This is a genomic window from Halomonas sp. H33-56, from assembly GCF_040147035.1.
Classification (GTDB): Bacteria; Pseudomonadota; Gammaproteobacteria; order Pseudomonadales; family Halomonadaceae; genus Halomonas; species Halomonas litopenaei.
Genome location: NZ_JAMSHP010000001.1, coordinates 2,718,349 through 2,735,657, shown reverse-complemented (window position 1 = coordinate 2,735,657; position 17,309 = coordinate 2,718,349). Strand labels below are relative to the sequence as shown.

Genomic DNA, 17,309 nt, shown 5'->3' with positions numbered 1-17,309 from the left:
TTAATTACCTCCATGGAGGTATCCGGGTGTTTTTGAGGTGTTCGTCACGTATTATCTGCCCTCTCAGATGGATGCGACATTCCGGAAATTTCTAGATGATGAAACCCTTGATCTGGGTCAAAAAGGGAAGGTGTAGTAGATGAACGGCGCCTTTTACCTGCGCCGATCACTGATGCTGCGCATGCTGGTCGCCATGGCGGCGATATCCTGTCTGGCCCTGGTCAGCCTGCTGGGCTCCATCGTCATCGCAAAGAGCGCGGGAGGTTACGCCGACGCCATCAACCAGGCGGGCTCGCTGCGAATGCAGGCCTATCGACTGCTGGCGACGTCGGAGTTGCTGCCGGCGGATCATCCCAGGCGACGCTGGCAGCACGAACAGATGGAGGCCACGCTGGCTGCCGGCGCGATCATCGCGCTGATTCCGGTGGACGCCGATGATCCGCTCAGAGAGGCCTACGACAGGGTGGTGGAGTGCTGGCACGAAACCCTGCGTCCCAACACGGTGGATTTCGAAGGTGGTGACGTCTTTCGGCTGGATGACAAGGTCGCCGAGTTCGTCGACAAGGTCGATATTCTGGTGGGAAGGCTTCAAGAATATGCCGAGTCAAAGGTCGTATTTCTTGAGGTTTTTCAGGGGGCATCACTCGCCGTTCTCGTGATATTTATGGTGATGGTTGTCTATCGAATAGTCTGCGGTGTCATGCCGCCATTTCGTGACCTTATTCGTGTTGTAAATGGCGTAATGGTCGGTGACTTTTCGGGGAGAACCATCTACCGAGGTAACGACGAGTTAGGCTTGTTATCCAGAACAATCAACAAGATGAATGCCAGCCTGTCGGAAATGTACGGTCAGCTGGAAAAGCGTGTCGCGGCGAAGACCCATGAACTGAAGCGCAGCAATGATGCGTTGCGTATGCTTTATCTGACCGCGCGGCGTCTCAATGGGGTCACTCCGCTGACCCGGGAAGAGCTCGAGGAAGTGCTGCGCCAGCTTGAGGCGGTGACCGACGAAGGCCCCTTCGAGCTGCGCCTGTCCATGGGAGGCAATGGCAAGGATATTGTCAGACTCAGCTCTCGCCCCGGCGCGGAAAGCGCTTTCGTTCAGGAACCATCGCGCGGGCGTGAAATATCAGACAAGGCGGCTGCCGGACTGTATGCCAACGGCAATGAATACGCGGTCAGGGTGCGCGAAGCGGGTCGGGATTTTGGCGAGTTGCGTGTCCATCAGCCTCCCGGCCATATGCTTGCCCAGTGGAAGATCGAGCTGGTGGAGACGGTGGCCGGGCTGATTGCCGCGGCCTTGTCGCTGTCCGAGAAAGCCGACGAGCAGCGTCGGCTGGCGCTGATGGATGAGCGCGCGGTGATTGCGCGAGAGCTTCACGACTCGCTGGCTCAGTCGCTGTCCTACCTGAAGATCCAGGTCACCCGTCTACAGATGCAGCTCGATCAGCAACGCCACGAGCAGGTGGCGCAGGTGGTCGCGGAACTCCGGCACGGTCTCAATTCGTCCTACCGCCAGCTCAGGGAGCTGCTCAACACCTTTCGTCTGCGCATCCATGAGTCGGGTCTGGAAGCGGCGTTGGAGGAAACGGTGCTGGAGTACTCCAAGCGGGGCGACTTCGAGCTGACCCTGAAAGGCCAGTGGAGCGGGCTGTCGCTGACCCCCAACGAGGAAATTCATGTGCTGCAGATCGTGCGCGAGTCGCTGTCCAACGTGGCCCGCCATGCACGTGCTCGGCACTGCACCATCAGCCTCGCCGTCGACGACACGGGGCACTATCAACTTTCGGTCACGGACGACGGTGTAGGCATCGGACCGCAATCCGATCCTTCCATGTCCCACGGGATGGCGATCATGGAGGAGCGGGCACGAAGCCTGAGTGGAAAGCTCACGGTCAGGGGCATCAAGCCCTGCGGCACCGTGGTGACCGTCCGCTTTCTGCCGCGTCTGTTGGCGCAGTTACCTGTGGCGTCCGAGTGATGGGCTTTCACGGGCGCGAGGTCGCGACGACGTGGCCTGCTGAACGTGTTGCCCGGCAGCGGGTCGGGTGAAACCACTCTGGAGATAGCACTATGAGCATGCTTCGATTGATGATCGTGGACGATCACCCCCTTTTCCGGCGTGGGGTGCGTCAACTGGTGGACATGGATCCTAGTCTGGTGGTGGTCGGTGAAGCCTCGGATGGCGCCGAGGCGGTGCGCAAGGCCGTCGATCTGCAACCCAACCTGATCCTGCTCGACCTCAACATGCAGCCCATCGACGGCATCGAGGTGCTCCGGCGGATGCGTGACGCCCGGGTCAAGAGCCGTATCGTGATCCTGACCGTGTCCGACTCCGACGACGACGTGGTGCGCGCGCTCAAGGAAGGCGCCGATGGCTATCTGCTCAAGGACATGGACCCCGAGGAGGTGCTGCGGCTGATTCGCGAGGCGGCCCAGGGTCAGGTGGTGCTGGGGCCACAGATGGCGTCGCTGCTGGCCAGCGTGGTCAAGGGCGAGCTGCCGGCAGGGGGCGACGACGGCATGTCGTGCCTGACCGCTCGTGAGAGAGACATCCTGCGCACCCTGGCTCGCGGCCTGTCCAACAAGATGATCGCCCGTGAGCTGGACATCGCCGAGGGCACCGTCAAGGTCCACGTCAAGCATCTGTTCAAGAAGCTGGATCTTCGCTCACGGGTGGAAGCAGCGGTGTGGGCCACCAAGCATGGCCTGGGCTAGGGCTTGTCTGAAAAGTGCCTGCGCTCGGTAATACGGCGTTAAAAATCGGATCAAAATGCTCATTTACACCCCGTAAACTGCGCTTTCTCACCGATTTTTGCCTTGTCTAACCTTCGCTCGTCGACTTTTCGGACTGCGCCTAGGGCTTTTGCGAAACCTGCCTACGCTCGTCGACTTTTCGGACAGAGCCGATGGCTTGCAGAAACAGGCTTGCAGGAACCGTGACTCCTCACGATAGCGCCGGGGGGGCGTCCGGATACGACAACGCCCGGGACAGGCCCGGGCGTCGTTTGCTGGCTGGCACAGCCCGCTGGCAGGGCGTCAGTCGTTGACGGCGGCCACCGCCTTGGCCAGGTACGGCAGGTTCTCCTGGGAGAAGCCGGCGACGTTGGCGCGGCCCGAGCGCACCATGTAGATGCCGTACTCGTCACGCAGGCGGTCCACCTGTTCCGGCGTCAGGCCGGTGTAGGAGAACATGCCACGCTGCTCGGCGATGTGGGCGTACTTGTGGTCCAGCCCGTAGGGCTTCAAGGCCTCGACGAAGTCACGACGCAGGGTGTTGATGCGATCGCGCATCTCGGTGAGTTCCTCGCGCCACACTGCGGCGAGTTCCGCTGAGTTGAGGATCTCGGCCACGATGCTGCCGCCATGGGCGGGCGGGTTGGAGTAGTTCTCGCGGGCGACGATGGCGATCTGCGAGCGGACGTTCTCCATCTCCTCGCTGTTCTTCGCCACCACGATCAGCGCGCCGGTGCGCTCGTTGTAGATGCCGAAGTTCTTCGAGCAGGAGCTGGTGATCAGCACGTTGTCGAGGTTCTCGGCCAGCAGGCGAACGGCGTAGGCGTCTTCGTCCAGGCCCTCGGCGAAGCCCTGGTAGGCGAAGTCGACCAGCGGCAGCAGGTCGCGCTGCTGGATCACTTCGAGCACCTGTTGCCACTGCTGGTGGTTCAGGTCGAAGCCGGTGGGGTTGTGGCAGCAGGCGTGCAGCACCACCACGTCACCCTGGGGGATCTGCTTGAGGGCTTCCAGCATGCCGTCGAAGTCGAGACGGTTGTCGGCGTCGACGTAGGGATACTTGTGCAGTTCGATGCCGGCGGCGGTGAAGATGCCGTGGTGGTTCGGCCAGGTCGGGTCACTGACCCAGATGCCCTTGCCAGGCAGTTGGGTCGCGACGAAGTCCGCCGCCAGGCGCAGGGCACCGGTACCGCCGGGGGACTGGGTAACGCTGGCGCGGCCGGCCTCGAGCACGGGGGAGTCCTGGCCCAGCACCATCGGCAGCACCACGGCACCGTACTGGGCGGCGCCGTGTGAGCCGATGTAGGTCTTGGTGGTCTCGTTGTTGAGCAGCAGGGCTTCGGCCTCCTTGACCGCACGCATCACCGGAGTGTTGCCCTTTGCATCGCGGTAGACGCCGACGCCAAGATCGACCTTCTGGGGATTGGTGTCCTTCTTGAAGGCCTCGATGAGCCCGAGGATGGCATCCCCGGGAACCCGCTCAATCTTCTCGAACATTTTAGCTTGCTACCTCGTCGGTTCTGGCCGCTAGGATGAAATCGTTCTTGTGCAGGCCCTTCATCTCGTGGGACCACCAGGTCACGGTGACCTTGCCCCACTCGGTCAACAGGGCCGGGTGATGGCCGGCTTCCTCGGCGATCTCGCCGACGCTGTTGGTGAAGGCAAGGGCCTGCCGAAAGTTGCGGAACTTGTAGCTCCGCTCCAGTTGCATGATGCCATCGCGCTCGACGATCCGCCACTCGGGGATCTGCGCGTGCCACTGTTCGATCTCGTCCTCGGTGGCGTGGGGGGCGTCCCAGCTGCAGGCTTCGCAGGACTGCTCGGTGAGGGTCTGGGTGGTGTCGTTCATGCTGTCTCCTGGTGGTGTCGGTGAGGGAGTGTGGATGTTCAGGCGTGTTCGCTGCGTCGGTCGTTGTCGGCACCGTCGTGGGCGGATGGGCCGTTCTCGCCGGGCGTTGGCTTGGGCTTGGTCGTTGAATTGGGCTTGGTCGTTGAATTGGGCTTGGGCGGAAAGCGCGGTTCGAATAACCCCAGCGCCTTGGCTTCCTCGACCAGTGCCATCAGGTCGCGCCGGGACAGTTCCTGAAGCCTGTCGAGGCTGTCCAGAACGTAGTAAAGGGGCTGCAGGATGTCGATGCGGTAGGGGGTGCGCAGGGCGTCGAGGGCGTCGAAGGGCGCATGTGCAGGGGTGTCGGACAGGGCGTGCAGGGTCTCCTTGGGCGAGGAGATGATACCGCCGCCATAGATGCGCCGGCCTTGCGGGGTGTCCACCAGGCCGAATTCCACGGTCATCCAGTAGAGCCTGGCCAGGTAGACCCGGTCCTTGGGTTCGGCGGCGAGGCCGATGCGGCCGTAGGTGGCGGTGAACTCGGCGAAGGCCTCGTTGGTCAGCATCGGGCAGTGGCCGAAGATCTCGTGGAAGATGTCCGGTTCCTTGAGGTAGTCCAGCTCCTCGGGGGTACGGATGAAGGTCGCGACCGGAAAACGACGGTTGGCCAGCAGTTGAAAGAAGGTGTCGAAGGGGATCAGGGCCGGTACCTGGGCGGTCTGCCAGCCGGTGGCTTGCTGTAGCACCCGATCGACGTCGCCCAGTTGCGGAATACGATCGCTGGGCAGGCCGAGGCGCTCGAGGCCGTCCAGATACTGCTGGCACACGCGCCCTTCGATCAACGTCAGCTGGCGTTCCATCAGCGTCTGCCAGGTCCGGTTCTCGACCTCGCTCCAATGGATGATGCCGTCGGCATCCGGCTCACGGGCCTGATAGGCGGTGCCCTTGGTGGACGGGGTGGACGAAGAAGGTGCGTGCATGGTGTCTCCCGGCGATTGTCGACTGTTGTGGTATCGAGACTGAGTCGAGTCTAGGCATGGGGGCTTTCGTCACGCAGCCGTGCATCGGGGGGATAGGCACCAGAAGGCGGCCCTTTTCTGTCAGGAAATCTTTACAGCTGGTGCTCGAGATGGTGTCTATCGACCAAAGATGCAGGACGCGCTCCTCTGTCTTCGATAGGCTGTAACGAAATCTTGACATACGAGTCAGACCAGCCTGACGGAAACTTCAGATGGTGTGACCCTTTTGCGGAGCCATTCCCTTCATGCGCCTGAGAGTTCACTGCCAGAATCGTGTCGGCATCCTTCGCGACATAGTGGCCCTGCTGGCCGACTATGGGGTGAACGTGGCCCGGGGCGAGGTGGGCGGCGAGCACGGCAACGCCATCTATCTGCACGTGCCGCAACTGTTGCACGCCCAGCTGGCGACGCTGAAGCCCAGCCTCGAGCAGGTGTCCGGCGTATTCGGGGTGCGCCGGGTCAGCCTGATGCCCAGCGAGCGCCACCAGCTCGAGCTGGAGGCGCTGCTGTCGTCACTCTCCGACCCGGTGATGTCCATCGACATGGAGGGGCACCTGGTGGCGGCCAACCGGGCGGCGAGCCAGTTGCTCGGCGTGCGCGTCGACGAGGTGCCCGGGCTGTCGCTGAATCGCTACCTGCCGGAGCTCGACCTGCCGGAAGTGATTCGTCGCAACAATGCTCGGGTCAATGGCCTCAGGATCCGGCTCAAGGACGCCACCTACCTGGCCGATATCGCGCCGCTGCATCGCGAACACCACGACGACGTGGCCTCGCTGGCCGGGGCTGTGGTCACGCTGCATAGCGCCGATCGTATCGGCGAGCGTATCTATCAGGTGCAGCGCCAGGAGATGCGCGGCTTCGAGGCGATGTTCGCGGCCAGCCCCCGACTCGCCTCCCTGATCCACGAGGCGCGGCGCATGGCGCCGCTGGACGCGCCGCTGTTGATCTTTGGTGAGACCGGCACCGGCAAGGAGGTGCTGGCGCGGGCCTGTCACCTGGCCAGCCAGCGCGGTCAGGCGCCGTTCATGGCGCTGAACTGCGCCGGCCTGCCGGAGTCCATGGCCGAGACCGAACTGTTTGGCTATGCCCCGGGCGCCTTCGATGGCGCTCGCCCCGAGGGCAAGCTGGGTCTGCTGGAGCTGACCGCCGGTGGCACCATCTTTCTCGATGAGGTCGGCGAGATGAGTCCGCGGCTGCAGGCCAAGCTGTTGCGCTTTCTGCAGGACGGTGGCTTTCGCCGGGTCGGCGCCGATGACGAGACCTACCTGGACGTGCGGGTGATCTGTGCCACCCAGCAGGATCTGCTGGCCCTGTGCGGCCAGGGACTGTTTCGTCAGGACCTCTATCATCGCCTCAACGTGCTGTCGTTGAGCGTTCCGCCACTGAGGGATTGTCTGGATGGCATCGAGGCTCTGGCCGGGCACTTTGTCGACCGAGCCGCGCGCCAGATCGGCTGCGCGCTGCCTGCGCTTTCCCCCGCGGCACTGGCGCGCATGGCCAGCTATCACTGGCCCGGCAACGTGCGGCAACTCGAGAACGTGCTGTTCCAGGCGGTGTCGCTGTGCGAGACCGGGGTCATCGAGCCGGCCCATCTGCGGCTGCCGGCCTCGGGGGCGCCGGCGGGTCTTGCCGGTATCGATCTGGACGGCTCGCTCAACGACATCCTGGGCGAGGTCGAGCGGCGCGTATTGGCCTCGCTGTACCCCCAGCATCCGTCCAGTCGCCAGTTGGCGCGACGCCTTGGCGTATCCCACACCACCATCGCCAACAAGCTGAATCGCTATGGCATCACCGGCAGCGAAGGCTGACGGTGAGTGTGAGAGTGAAAGTGAGACTGAGGGGGCTCGAGGCACCGACGAGGCATCGAGGCCCACTGCTCACGGTCGAATAGCTGGCGTTCGAATAGCTGGCGGTCGCAAGGCTAGCCTTCGAATAGTGGCGCGATGGCCTGCCTGACGTCGGTATAGCGGGCGCTTTCCTGGCTGGCGAATCCCGGCAGGCGTCGCGCCTTGGCCTGACTCAGGCGCGGGCTGATGACGCCACACAGGAAGCGGGTAGCAAGCTCCAGGTCCAGCGGCTTGCCTGGCTCGACACTTTCCAGTGCCTGGGCCAGGCCCGTCAGCCAGGCTCGCAGTTCGCCCTCGTCGGGGAGCGCCGGAGTCGGTGCGGGCGGCAGGCTGGCGGTCTCGCCGCGACAGGCCGAACAGTGGCCACAGCGTCGGGGGGCATTGGGGTCACCGAACCAGTCGGCGAGTCGCGCGCTGATGCAGTCGTCGGCCTCGAACAGCGCCAGCATGGCGTCGAGTCGCTCGAGCTCGACCCCTGCGCGCTCGACGAACTGCTGATGCAGCTCGGGGGCCAGCCGTCCGGGGTCCACGGCCGCGAGTTTGTGGTAGACCTCGGTCATCTGCTTGCTTTCCAGGCGCATCAGCCCCTGTTCCGCCAGGTAGTCGAGCGCCTTGAGCACCCGCGGGCGGGAGGTGTCGAGGCCGCGTTCCTGGCCCAGCTGGTCGAGGCGTTCGAAGTCCAGCCGATACCAGGTACGGGCCTTGTGCGAGGCATCGAGCAGTGCGCCGAGAAAGGCGCCGCGCTCGCCGGGAAAGCGGGCGAGCAGGGCTTCGGGTTCGATCGCCAGGCTGAAGCGATACTCGGCGAAGTAGCTGTGGCTGGCGCGCACCACGCCGGCCAGTTCCAGCTTGACCAGCAGCGTCTTCAGCGGCAGCTCGCGGATGTCCGAGAGGCGTGACAGGGCGTTGAGCGACAGCTCCCAGGTGTCGGAGGCATCCGCCAGGTCGGTCAATACCGCCTCGATGCCCGACAGCGGTGGTACGTCACCATGGATAAAGTTCTCGAGCACTGGCAGGTGTTCACGTCCGGCCAGCATCAGGCACTCCGACGGCTTGCCGTCGCGCCCGGCGCGTCCGATCTCCTGGCTGTAGTTCTCGATGGACTTGGGCAGGTCGAAGTGCACCACCTGGCGGATATCGGCCTTGTCGATGCCCATGCCGAAGGCAATGGTGGCGACGATGCCGGGCAGGCGTCCGCTCATGAAGTCCGCCTGCAGTCGCTGGCGGGTCTCACTGTCGAGTCCGGCGTGGTAGGCGGCGACCTCTAGCCCGGCGGCCTTGAGGTAGGCCGCCAGGCGCTCGGCGCTTTGCTGCAGGGTGACGTAGACGATGGTGCCGCCGTTGCCGAGTTTTGGCGCCAGCCAACTGGCCAGATGGCGAGCCCTGTTGTCGGCGGGCAGCGGGGAGACGGCAAGGTCCAGATTGGCGCGATAGAAGCCGGTGGTGATGACATCGTCAGGCGCGATATCGAAGCCTCGACGCATGTCATCGATGACCTTGGGCGTGGCGGTGGCGGTCAGCAGCAGCACCTGATCGATGCCGAACTCCCGGCGATAGTCGGGCAGTTTCTGGTAGTCCGGTCGAAAATTATGTCCCCATTCCGACAGGCAGTGGGCCTCGTCGATCACCATCAAGGAGACCCGCACGTCGCGCAGAAAGGCGCGAAAGCGTTCATTGCGCAGGCGCTCGACCGATACCATCAGGACCTTGAGCTGGCCGTTGCGGGCCGCTGCCATGACCTCCCGAGCCTGATCGCGATCCTGACTCGAATCGATGCTGGCGGCGGCGATACCGCGCGAGGTCAGCGTCGCCAGCTGGTCCTGCATCAGCGCCAGTAGAGGGGATACCACCAGGGTGAGGTAGGGCAGGTGCAATGCCGGCAGCTGATAGCACAGCGACTTGCCCGAGCCGGTCGGGAAGATCGCCGCTGCGCTGCGGCCTTCTGCGATGGCGTTGATGGTCTCCCGCTGTCCTGGCCTGAAGTGGCGGTGGCCGAAGACGTTCTCGAGGGTCTGGTCGATGGTGGTGGACATGCTGGCTCCCTGATGGCGGGCCCTGTGACAGCGGCAGGATCGGGGGCAAGGGTACCCAAAACAGTCACCGGCATGAAGCGACGACGTGCCAGCTCAGCTGGCGGTGTCAGGATGATCCCTGGGGCAGCCAGCGCTGGATCACGCGATCGCGGCCCTGTTGCTTGGCTTCCATCAGGTTGGTGTGGACCTGCTGCATCAGTTGCGCGCTGCTCAAGCCACGAACAAAGTCGGAGACACCGATACTGACGGTGACCTTGTGGCGACCGATGCCGAAGTCCTGACGAGAGATGCTCTCGCGCAGGCGCTCCGCCAGCTCGCGCGCTCTGCCAGCGGGTGTCATCGGCAGCAGCAGGGCGAATTCGTCGCTGCCCATGCGTGCCAGCATGTCCTCCTGGCGCAACTGGCTGGATGCCAGGGCGGCGATCTGACAGAGCACCCGATCACCGAGTCCGCGCCCCCAGGTGTCGTTGATCAGGGCAAAGTGGTCCAGGTCGATCAGCAACAGCGATAGCGGCGTGCCATGGCGGTTGGACATGGAGGCGATCTTGTCGATGTGTCCCATCATCGAACGTCGGTTGGTCAGCCCGGTGAGTTCGTCGGTGCCGGACAGGTAGCGAAGACGTTGCTCTTCGGCGACCTGATCCTCGATGTCCACCAGCAGGCCGTGCCACAGGATGCCTTCGTCCGAGCGCTCCGGCAGTGCCTCCAGCGAATACCAGTGCGGGGTGAGTTCGCCGATCGGCAGGCGCAGTCGCGTGGATACCGGCGACAGCCAGTGCGCAGAGTGTTCGATGGCCCGGATGAATTCACCATAGGCGTCACCCAGCAGATCGCCGAGCCGCTGACGCACGTCGTTGATCGACAGCAGTGGCTCAAGGCGAGCCGTCATCGGGTCTTCACCTGTCAGGGCGGGAAGCTGCAGGCGGCCGCGAGCGTCTCGCTTCAGGGTGAACAGCACCCCCGGGACACGCTTGAGACAGGCAAGACTCGCGCTTTCATTGCAGGTCGGGGAGGGTGACGGCGGGTCACGATCTTCCATAGCAGGCAGTCCTTGGCCACGGGATGGCGGGTCAACCCGAGGTATCGGGCCTTCACCACCATCTTAAAGGCAGGGTATTGCGGGTATATCAGTCCAAGGGACTAAGAAATATCAGACAAAACTCTGCATTTGTGGATTGCGCCATAGGGAGGAAAGGCTTGAACGTTCTCGCCAGGCCGCTGATAGCGGGCGTTGTGGCCGTGGAGCCGGTCGCTGATCGATCGGCAGACATCGGCGTGAGGGCTTGATCAAGGATATGCCGAAGCGAGAGTGACTAGGCAGGTTCCCGTCATGATTCACCGAAAGCGCGCGCATTTCCGGCGACCTCGTGGCTACCGGGGTGCGTCATAGCGAAGCTCTCGCCCCCTGGAAAAGACTACCTGCCACAGTTGCAGGTAGCGCGCTCTGAAGGCTCCGGCACAGATCGCCAGGTAGTAGCGCAGCATCCGATAGGTGCGTTCATTGCAGTGCCGTGTGTTGTAGTGACGTGCAATGTCATGCCAGCAGGCGTCAAGGTTGGCCAGCCACGCCAGCAGGGTGGGATCGTAGTCGGAGCCGAAGTTCTGCCAGTCTTCCACCATCAACGTCTCCTCGCTGTGCTGGCAGATCTGGCGGGCGGACGGCAACACGCCGTTGGGAAAGATGTAACGATGGATCCAGGGGTCTGCGGTGATGCGAGAAGTATTGGAGCCAATGGTATGCAGCAGGAAGAGTCCGTCATCCGGCAACAGGTCGGCCACCGTCCGAAAGAAGGTCGTGTAGTTGCGCTGTCCTACGTGTTCGAACATGCCGATCGAGGCGATCCGGTCGTACTGGCCTTGCAGGTCGCGGTAGTCGGCCAACTGGATATCGACGGGCAAGCCCTGGCAGCGCTCTCTGGCCAGTGCCACCTGCTCCCGGGATATGGTGATGCCGGTCACGCTGACGCCGTAGTGACGTGCGGCGTGCTCGGCCAGGCTGCCCCAGCCGCAGCCGATGTCGAGAAGGTGCATGCCAGGGCGCAGGGCCAGCTTTCGACAGACCAGATCGAGCTTGGCGAGCTGGGCCTGATGCAGCGTCGTTGCCTGGCGCCAGTAGCCACAGGAGTAGCACATGGTGTCGTCCAGCATATACCGAAACAGGTCATTGCCGAGGTCGTAGTGAACCTCGCCGACCTGATAGGCTCGGGCGCGACTCTGGAGGTTGAAGAAGCCCGCCTGCAGGCGATAGAAGAGGTGGCTCGCGGCGCTACGCGAGCGTTGGCCCAGACCGTGGCGCAGTAGGCGATGGGCAAGCTGGTCGATACGCCGCGCCTCCCACCAGCCATCCATGTAGGCTTCCCCGAGCCCCAGCGTGCCCTGGTGCAGGATGCGGGCGAACAGATCGGGATGATAGATTTGGATATCGTGGGGTTCAGGTCCGTTGAGGCGAATGCCCGAGCCCTCGAGCAACTGCTCGATGATCCGTCGAGGGCGATTGTTCGGCAGTGCGATGGGATGGGGGCGGGCGTCGCTGGTCATGTGGCCTCCTGGTGTCCGTGCAGGCGGCATGTCCGGGGAAACGACAAGCGGGCAGGAGAGTTGCCCGCTCCGAAGTGAGGCCAGGACCGCCACCTCGGCAGGCGCCTGGATCACCTTCGGCAATCTTTATTGTTGCAAAACAGCATAGTTCAGCTGGCATGCCTTTCCAGCGAAGAACGCGGGCGGGTTGGCACAGAATCAAGGAGGCTTAAGTTATGCACGTTATCGTCGATCTTTGCGTGGTCCCCCTGGGTGTGGGCGTTTCGGTCTCCGACCACGTGGCCGCTTGCCAGCGGGAGATCCAGGCGTCCGGTCTCAGCCACCAGATGCACGCCTATGGCACCAATATCGAAGGTCCCTGGGATGAGGTCATGGCGGTGGTCAAGCGCTGCCATGAGGTGGTGCACGAGATGGGGGCGCCACGCATCACCACCACCTTGAAACTCGGTACCCGGACGGACCGCAATCAGAGCATGGCAGACAAGGTCGAGAGCGTGGCACGACGCCTGGGTGACTGACGGCTCACTTCGAGAGCGCACTTCACCGCCTGCCCCGTCCTCGCGACGCGTCTTTCTGCATGAGACGGGGCGCGTACCTTGCCGGGCCCCGTCAGTCCGCAGGTGGCAACAGATGGTGACCGGCCTGGTCGGCCAGGTGGCGGCCGAGTCGCTCCAGCGGCTCGCCGCCGTGGCGCCAGTAGTGCCAGTACAGCGGTACGTCCAGATGCCAGCCCGGCACCACGTCCTCAAGCTCCCCCGTCGAGAGCTCCCGATTCGCCTGGATTTCGGGAATGAGCCCGAAGCCGAGGCCCGCGTGGGCCAGGCGCAGAAATCCCTCGACGCTGGCGCAGCGGTGGTGCGGGAAGGGGCCGTTGACGCCATGGGCCGCCATGAAGCGGTGTTGCAGTTGATCGTTGGGCCCGAAGATGATGGCCGGCGCCTGGGCTAGAGAACCGGCGTCCGCGCCCTGGGGGCAGTGTCGGGCCATGAAGTCGGGACTCGCCAGTGCGCGGTAGCGCATCACGCCCAGGGCGATGACCCTGGCGCCCTGGACCGGCATGTCGCTGGCGCACAGGCACGCAGCCACTTCGCCCAGGCGCATGCGTTCAAGTCCGACCTCCTGATCCTCGATGACCAGATCCAGGGTAATCGCCTGATGCTTGAGGTAGCCGGCGATGGCGCCCGGCCACCAGGTGGCGAGGCTATCGGCATTGATGGCGATACGTAGCTGACGGTGGCCCAGTGCCAGCTGCGGTGCATCCTGGATCAACTCGCCCTCCAGCAGTTGTACCTGCTGGACGTGGTTCAACAGCCGTTGACCCAGTTCGGTCGGTGTCGGCGGGGAGCCCCTCACCAGCACCGGCTGTCCCAGGCGAGCCTCCAGCAGCTTGATGCGCTGGGATACCGCCGATTGGGTCAGCCCCAGCGCGCGGGCCGCGCGCTCGAAGCCCTGGTGGGTCAGCACGGCGGCCAGTGCATCGAGCAGTTTGTAGTCCAGCATGGGCGTCTATCCATGTCCTTGAGTATAAGAAATGGTAATGAGGCAGTGGGAGAAGTGATTTCTCTTATTTACCAGCTTGCCCTAGTCTCTGCCACATCCAGCAGCGCGCAACATCGGCGCAGCGTCGACAATCATCGTGAGGAAGGACAGACCATGTGGCTTTCACTGATCCAGGGCGTGGGCACCGGAGCGGGACTGATCATCGCCATCGGCGCGCAGAACGCCTTTGTGTTGTCCAAGGGACTGAGGCGACAACACGTCTGGTGGGTGGCGGGGATCTGCGCCCTGTGCGATGCCGTGCTGATCGGCCTGGGGGTGATGGGTCTCGGCGCCCTGATCGCCCAGAGTGAAGGGGCCATGCTGTTGGCGCGCTACGGCGGCGCCGCCTTTCTTGCCTGGCAGGCCTGGCTGGCCATTGGTCGGGTTCGACGGCCCAGGGGCATGGACGTTGCATCGTCTGCCTCCAGTGCCAGCCTTGCCCAGGTGGTGCTGGCGACCCTGGCGGTGACGCTGCTCAACCCCCAGGTCTATCTGGACACCCTGGTGATGCTGGGCGCCATCGGTTCGCTGCAAGAGAGCCCGGTGGGGTTCTACGTGGGGGCGACCATTGCTTCCTTTGTCTGGTTCTTCGGCCTGGTAAGCGCCGCCGGCGCCCTGGCACCGCGGCTGAAGAGCCCGAGGGCATGGCAGTGGGTGGATGGGATCATCGCCGTGATCATGCTGCTGGTGGCGTGGCAGCTGGTGACGCTGACGCTGTAAAGGTCCCAGCGATAGGCAGCCTGTCATGCCAGCGTGACGTCGTGTAAGGATTTCGTGACGCCTGGGGTGCAGAGCGCACACGGGGTGTCACGCCAGCGCTACAGCGGGCCGACGCCGGGGCGTGTGCGCTACCACCTCAAGCCGCTCCGGGGGGATGGGGGGCGCGTGTCGAGGAGCCTAGGATGGGGAGTGACAATCACAATGACGGAGGCCCACATGACCGCAGTCGCTCCCATCGATACCCACAACCCCATCGGCACCAATGGCTTCGAGTTCGTCGAATACAGCGCCCCGGATCAGGCTGGCATCGACGCCCTGCGCGAGCTGTTTCTCGCCATGGGGTTTACCGAGACGCGCCGCCACCGCTCGAAGCGGGTCACCCTGTTTCAGCAGGAGGGGGTGAACTTCGTGCTCAACGCGGAACCCGGCAGTCACGCCGCCAGGTTCGCCGAGATTCACGGTCCGGGCGCCTGCGCCATGGCGTGGAAGGTAGCGGATGCTCGTCAGGCACTGTCCTACGCCATCGATCAGGGCGCCCGTCAGGTCGATAACCCTGTCGGTGCTGGCGAGGTCGGCATTCCGGCGGTGGAGGGTATTGGTGGTTCGTTGCTGTATTTCGTCGATGATCGGGTCGACGAACAGGGACGTACCATCTACGACATCGACTTCGAGCCCATCGCCGGCACCTCGGCTCAGGACAACAGCGTTGGTCTCAAGGTGCTGGATCACCTGACCCACAACGTGGCGCGGGGTCAGATGGATCCCTGGGCCGACTTCTATACCCGTATCGCCAACTTCCGTGAGAATCGCTATTTCGACATCGAGGGCAAGAAGACCGGGCTGCATTCCCGCGCCATGACCGCACCCTGCGGCAAGATGCATATCCCGATCAACGAGTCCGCCGACGACAACTCCCAGATCGCCGAGTTTATCCGCGAGTACAACGGCGAGGGTATCCAGCACCTGGCCATGGCCACCGACGACATCTACGCTACGGTGCGCGCGCTGAAGGCCAACGGCATTCGCTTCCTGTCCACCCCCGACACCTACTACGAGAAGGTCGATGTGCGGGTGCCCAACCACGAAGAGCGGGTCGAGGATCTGCGTGAGTTGAGCCTGCTGATCGATGGCGGTCCGGATCAGGGGGTGCTGCTGCAGATCTTCACCGAGACCGTGATCGGTCCGATCTTCTTCGAGATCATCCAGCGCAAGGGTAACGACGGCTTCGGCGAGGGCAACTTCAAGGCGCTGTTCGAATCCATCGAGGAAGATCAGATTCGCCGCGGTGTCCTCGACGCCGACTGACATCGGTCGGCTACAGCCGCTGTCGTCACTGGCGTCTTGTCGGCCAGGTGAGCGGCAGCGGATCCTTCGCCAGGTAGGCCCTTGGCCGCGACTTTGCGTCGTCGGCCTGCCCAATCACAACAAAATCCGTCACAATGGCGCGCTGGATGCCCTGGGTCTGTGCTGTTTCAGGCTGTTTTCAGGGCGCCACCGCCATGGTGGACAAACAAAAGTGCGCAAGCGATCTCTGGTGAGTCATGACAACCAATGAACCCTCTCGCACCCAGTGGCTAGGCCGCTGGGGCTTCGTTCTGGCCGCGACCGGCTCCGCTGTGGGCCTGGGCAATATCTGGAAATTTCCGTACATGACCGGAGAGTACGGCGGCGGCGCCTTCGTGCTGGTCTACCTGGTCTGTATTCTGTCGGTCGGTGTTCCCATCATGATGACCGAGATCGCCCTGGGGCGGCGTGGTCGGGGCAGCCCTATCGACGCCATTCGCCGGGTGGTCAAGGAATCCGGAGGCAGTTCGCTGTGGTCGCTGTTCGGCTGGATGGCGATGCTCTGCGGCTTTTTGATCCTGAGTTTCTACGTGGTGGTCGCCGGCTGGTCCTTCGCCTACCTGTGGAAGATGATCTCCGGCGGACTGGTCGGTTCCAGCGTCGATGACATGGCGGCCATCTTCGGCGCCAACAATGCCAACCCCTTCAGCCTCGGCGGCTGGAGCACCCTGGTGACCGTGGCCACCATGGTGATCGTCGGCAAGGGGGTGCAGCAGGGCATCGAGAAGAGCGTCGGCTGGATGATGCCGGGCATGGTGATCATGCTGCTGATCATGATCGTCTACGGCATGTTCTCCGGTGGCTTCGGTCAGGCCGTCCACTTCCTGTTCGACTTCAAGGCTTCCAGTCTGTCAAGCGAAGGCATGCTGGCCGCCATGGGCCATGCCTTCTTTACCCTGTCACTGGCCTCCGGGGCCATCCTCACCTACGGCAGCTACCTGCCGAGACGTGCTTCCATCGGTCGTACCACCCTGACAGTCGCGGTGGCCGATACCCTGGTGGCGCTGATGGCGGGGCTGGCGATCTTCCCGGTGATCTTCGCCAACGGCATGGAGCCCAACAGCGGACCCGGCCTGATCTTCATGAGCCTGCCGCTGGCGTTCCAGGCGATGCCGATGGGCACGCTGTTTGGCATCCTGTTCTTCATCATGCTGTCGATGGCGGCGCTGACCTCCTCGATCTCGATGGTCGAGGCCACGGTGTCCTGGCTCAACGACAACAAGGGCATCAGCCGCAAGGCGGCCGCCTGGGGCACCGGCATCGTGCTGTGGCTGATGAGCACCCTGGCGATGCTGTCGTTCAATATCGGTGCCGACTGGACACTGGCCGGCAAGCACTTCTTCGATTGGCTCGACTTCCTCACCTCGCGTCTGATGATGCCGCTGGGCGGACTCGGCATGGCGCTGCTGGCCGGTTTCTTCCTCAAGAGCGAAGCGGTACGCGATGAGCTGGATCTGCCGGCGGGCATGCACGCCCTGTGGCTGTTCATGGTGCGCTACGTCAGTCCCCTGGGCATCCTGGTGATCTTCGTCGATGCGCTGGGCATCGTCGCTGTGGATTTCGCCGCCCACTGGCTGTGGCTGGCACTGATCCTGGTCGTGATGACCGGTCTCGGTGAAACCCTCAGCCCGAGGCTGCGGCGGACGCTGAGCGCCAAGGGGTAAGACAGTCACCCCACTGACCCTGCCAAAGCTGCCAGAGCGCCGCT

14 protein-coding genes are annotated in these 17,309 nt (G+C 63.6%); 7 read left to right on the top strand and 7 right to left on the bottom strand.

Annotated features, from left to right (window positions below; all coding sequences use genetic code 11):
* The first annotated feature begins 139 nt into the window (after positions 1-139).
* Positions 140-1,981 (top strand): histidine kinase, encoded by a 1,842-nt coding sequence (locus NFH98_RS11745; protein WP_108448820.1) that lies wholly within the window; start codon positions 140-142, stop codon positions 1,979-1,981.
* A 92-nt stretch (positions 1,982-2,073) separates the two neighbouring features.
* Positions 2,074-2,718: a two-component system response regulator NarL gene (gene narL / locus NFH98_RS11740; RefSeq protein ID WP_045994022.1), complete on the top strand. Its 645-nt coding sequence runs from the start codon at positions 2,074-2,076 to the stop codon at positions 2,716-2,718.
* Between the two features lie 321 nt (positions 2,719-3,039).
* On the opposite strand, the gene NFH98_RS11735 is transcribed toward narL, so the two are convergent.
* The 3 genes from NFH98_RS11735 to phhA are packed head-to-tail and all read right to left on the bottom strand — an operon-like array spanning position 3,040 to position 5,541.
* Complete coding sequence (locus NFH98_RS11735; RefSeq protein ID WP_349622740.1) at positions 3,040-4,230, bottom strand: amino acid aminotransferase; 1,191 nt, start codon at positions 4,228-4,230, stop codon at positions 3,040-3,042.
* A gap of 1 nt (position 4,231) precedes the next feature.
* A complete protein-coding gene (locus NFH98_RS11730; protein ID WP_045994020.1) occupies positions 4,232-4,582 on the bottom strand; it encodes a 4a-hydroxytetrahydrobiopterin dehydratase in 351 nt (116 codons plus the stop codon).
* Between the two features lie 38 nt (positions 4,583-4,620).
* Complete coding sequence (gene phhA, locus NFH98_RS11725; RefSeq protein WP_349622739.1) at positions 4,621-5,541, bottom strand: phenylalanine 4-monooxygenase; 921 nt, start codon at positions 5,539-5,541, stop codon at positions 4,621-4,623.
* Between the two features lie 284 nt (positions 5,542-5,825).
* Between phhA and NFH98_RS11720 the strand changes: the two genes are divergently transcribed.
* Complete coding sequence (locus NFH98_RS11720; RefSeq protein WP_349622738.1) at positions 5,826-7,388, top strand: sigma-54-dependent transcriptional regulator; 1,563 nt, start codon at positions 5,826-5,828, stop codon at positions 7,386-7,388.
* Positions 7,389-7,501: 113 nt separating this feature from the next.
* Here NFH98_RS11720 and NFH98_RS11715 read toward each other — a convergent pair whose 3' ends face one another.
* The 3 genes from NFH98_RS11715 to cfa all read right to left on the bottom strand — a co-directional run bounded on the left by NFH98_RS11715 (position 7,502) and on the right by cfa (position 11,998).
* Complete coding sequence (locus tag NFH98_RS11715) at positions 7,502-9,460, bottom strand: RecQ family ATP-dependent DNA helicase (protein WP_349622737.1); 1,959 nt, start codon at positions 9,458-9,460, stop codon at positions 7,502-7,504.
* A 106-nt stretch (positions 9,461-9,566) separates the two neighbouring features.
* Positions 9,567-10,499, bottom strand: a complete 933-nt coding sequence (locus NFH98_RS11710) for a GGDEF domain-containing protein (protein ID WP_213227121.1) — start codon at positions 10,497-10,499, stop codon at positions 9,567-9,569.
* 332 nt (positions 10,500-10,831) lie between these two features.
* Entirely contained in the window at positions 10,832-11,998 is a 1,167-nt protein-coding gene (cfa, locus tag NFH98_RS11705) for a cyclopropane fatty acyl phospholipid synthase (protein WP_349622736.1), read from the bottom strand.
* 215 nt (positions 11,999-12,213) lie between these two features.
* On the opposite strand from cfa, the gene NFH98_RS11700 reads away from it, so the two are divergent.
* Positions 12,214-12,516 (top strand): MTH1187 family thiamine-binding protein, encoded by a 303-nt coding sequence (locus NFH98_RS11700; protein ID WP_349622735.1) that lies wholly within the window; start codon positions 12,214-12,216, stop codon positions 12,514-12,516.
* 91 nt (positions 12,517-12,607) lie between these two features.
* Here NFH98_RS11700 and NFH98_RS11695 read toward each other — a convergent pair whose 3' ends face one another.
* Complete coding sequence (locus NFH98_RS11695) at positions 12,608-13,498, bottom strand: LysR family transcriptional regulator ArgP (protein WP_349622734.1); 891 nt, start codon at positions 13,496-13,498, stop codon at positions 12,608-12,610.
* 153 nt (positions 13,499-13,651) lie between these two features.
* On the opposite strand from NFH98_RS11695, the gene NFH98_RS11690 reads away from it, so the two are divergent.
* The 3 genes from NFH98_RS11690 to NFH98_RS11680 all read left to right on the top strand — a co-directional run bounded on the left by NFH98_RS11690 (position 13,652) and on the right by NFH98_RS11680 (position 17,265).
* Complete coding sequence (locus tag NFH98_RS11690; protein ID WP_108133064.1) at positions 13,652-14,257, top strand: LysE/ArgO family amino acid transporter; 606 nt, start codon at positions 13,652-13,654, stop codon at positions 14,255-14,257.
* A gap of 216 nt (positions 14,258-14,473) precedes the next feature.
* Complete coding sequence (gene hppD, locus NFH98_RS11685; RefSeq protein ID WP_213227115.1) at positions 14,474-15,562, top strand: 4-hydroxyphenylpyruvate dioxygenase; 1,089 nt, start codon at positions 14,474-14,476, stop codon at positions 15,560-15,562.
* A 236-nt stretch (positions 15,563-15,798) separates the two neighbouring features.
* Entirely contained in the window at positions 15,799-17,265 is a 1,467-nt protein-coding gene (locus tag NFH98_RS11680) for a sodium-dependent transporter (RefSeq protein WP_045994012.1), read from the top strand.
* Positions 17,266-17,309 lie beyond the last annotated feature (44 nt).

Bases quoted from the DNA above. Each gene is read 5' to 3' on its own strand.
- NFH98_RS11720 (WP_349622738.1), top strand. From the start codon at position 5,826: ATGCGCCTGAGAGTTCACTGCCAGAATCGTGTCGGCATCCTTCGCGAC.
- cfa (WP_349622736.1), bottom strand. From the start codon at position 11,998: ATGACCAGCGACGCCCGCCCCCATCCCATCGCACTGCCGAACAATCGC.
- phhA (WP_349622739.1), bottom strand. From the start codon at position 5,541: ATGCACGCACCTTCTTCGTCCACCCCGTCCACCAAGGGCACCGCCTAT.
- narL (WP_045994022.1), top strand. From the start codon at position 2,074: ATGAGCATGCTTCGATTGATGATCGTGGACGATCACCCCCTTTTCCGG.
- NFH98_RS11690 (WP_108133064.1), top strand. From the start codon at position 13,652: ATGTGGCTTTCACTGATCCAGGGCGTGGGCACCGGAGCGGGACTGATC.
- NFH98_RS11730 (WP_045994020.1), bottom strand. From the start codon at position 4,582: ATGAACGACACCACCCAGACCCTCACCGAGCAGTCCTGCGAAGCCTGC.
- NFH98_RS11715 (WP_349622737.1), bottom strand. From the start codon at position 9,460: ATGTCCACCACCATCGACCAGACCCTCGAGAACGTCTTCGGCCACCGC.
- hppD (WP_213227115.1), top strand. From the start codon at position 14,474: ATGACCGCAGTCGCTCCCATCGATACCCACAACCCCATCGGCACCAAT.
- NFH98_RS11710 (WP_213227121.1), bottom strand. From the start codon at position 10,499: ATGGAAGATCGTGACCCGCCGTCACCCTCCCCGACCTGCAATGAAAGC.
- NFH98_RS11735 (WP_349622740.1), bottom strand. From the start codon at position 4,230: ATGTTCGAGAAGATTGAGCGGGTTCCCGGGGATGCCATCCTCGGGCTC.
- NFH98_RS11695 (WP_349622734.1), bottom strand. From the start codon at position 13,498: ATGCTGGACTACAAACTGCTCGATGCACTGGCCGCCGTGCTGACCCAC.
- NFH98_RS11680 (WP_045994012.1), top strand. From the start codon at position 15,799: ATGACAACCAATGAACCCTCTCGCACCCAGTGGCTAGGCCGCTGGGGC.
- NFH98_RS11700 (WP_349622735.1), top strand. From the start codon at position 12,214: ATGCACGTTATCGTCGATCTTTGCGTGGTCCCCCTGGGTGTGGGCGTT.
- NFH98_RS11745 (WP_108448820.1), top strand. From the start codon at position 140: ATGAACGGCGCCTTTTACCTGCGCCGATCACTGATGCTGCGCATGCTG.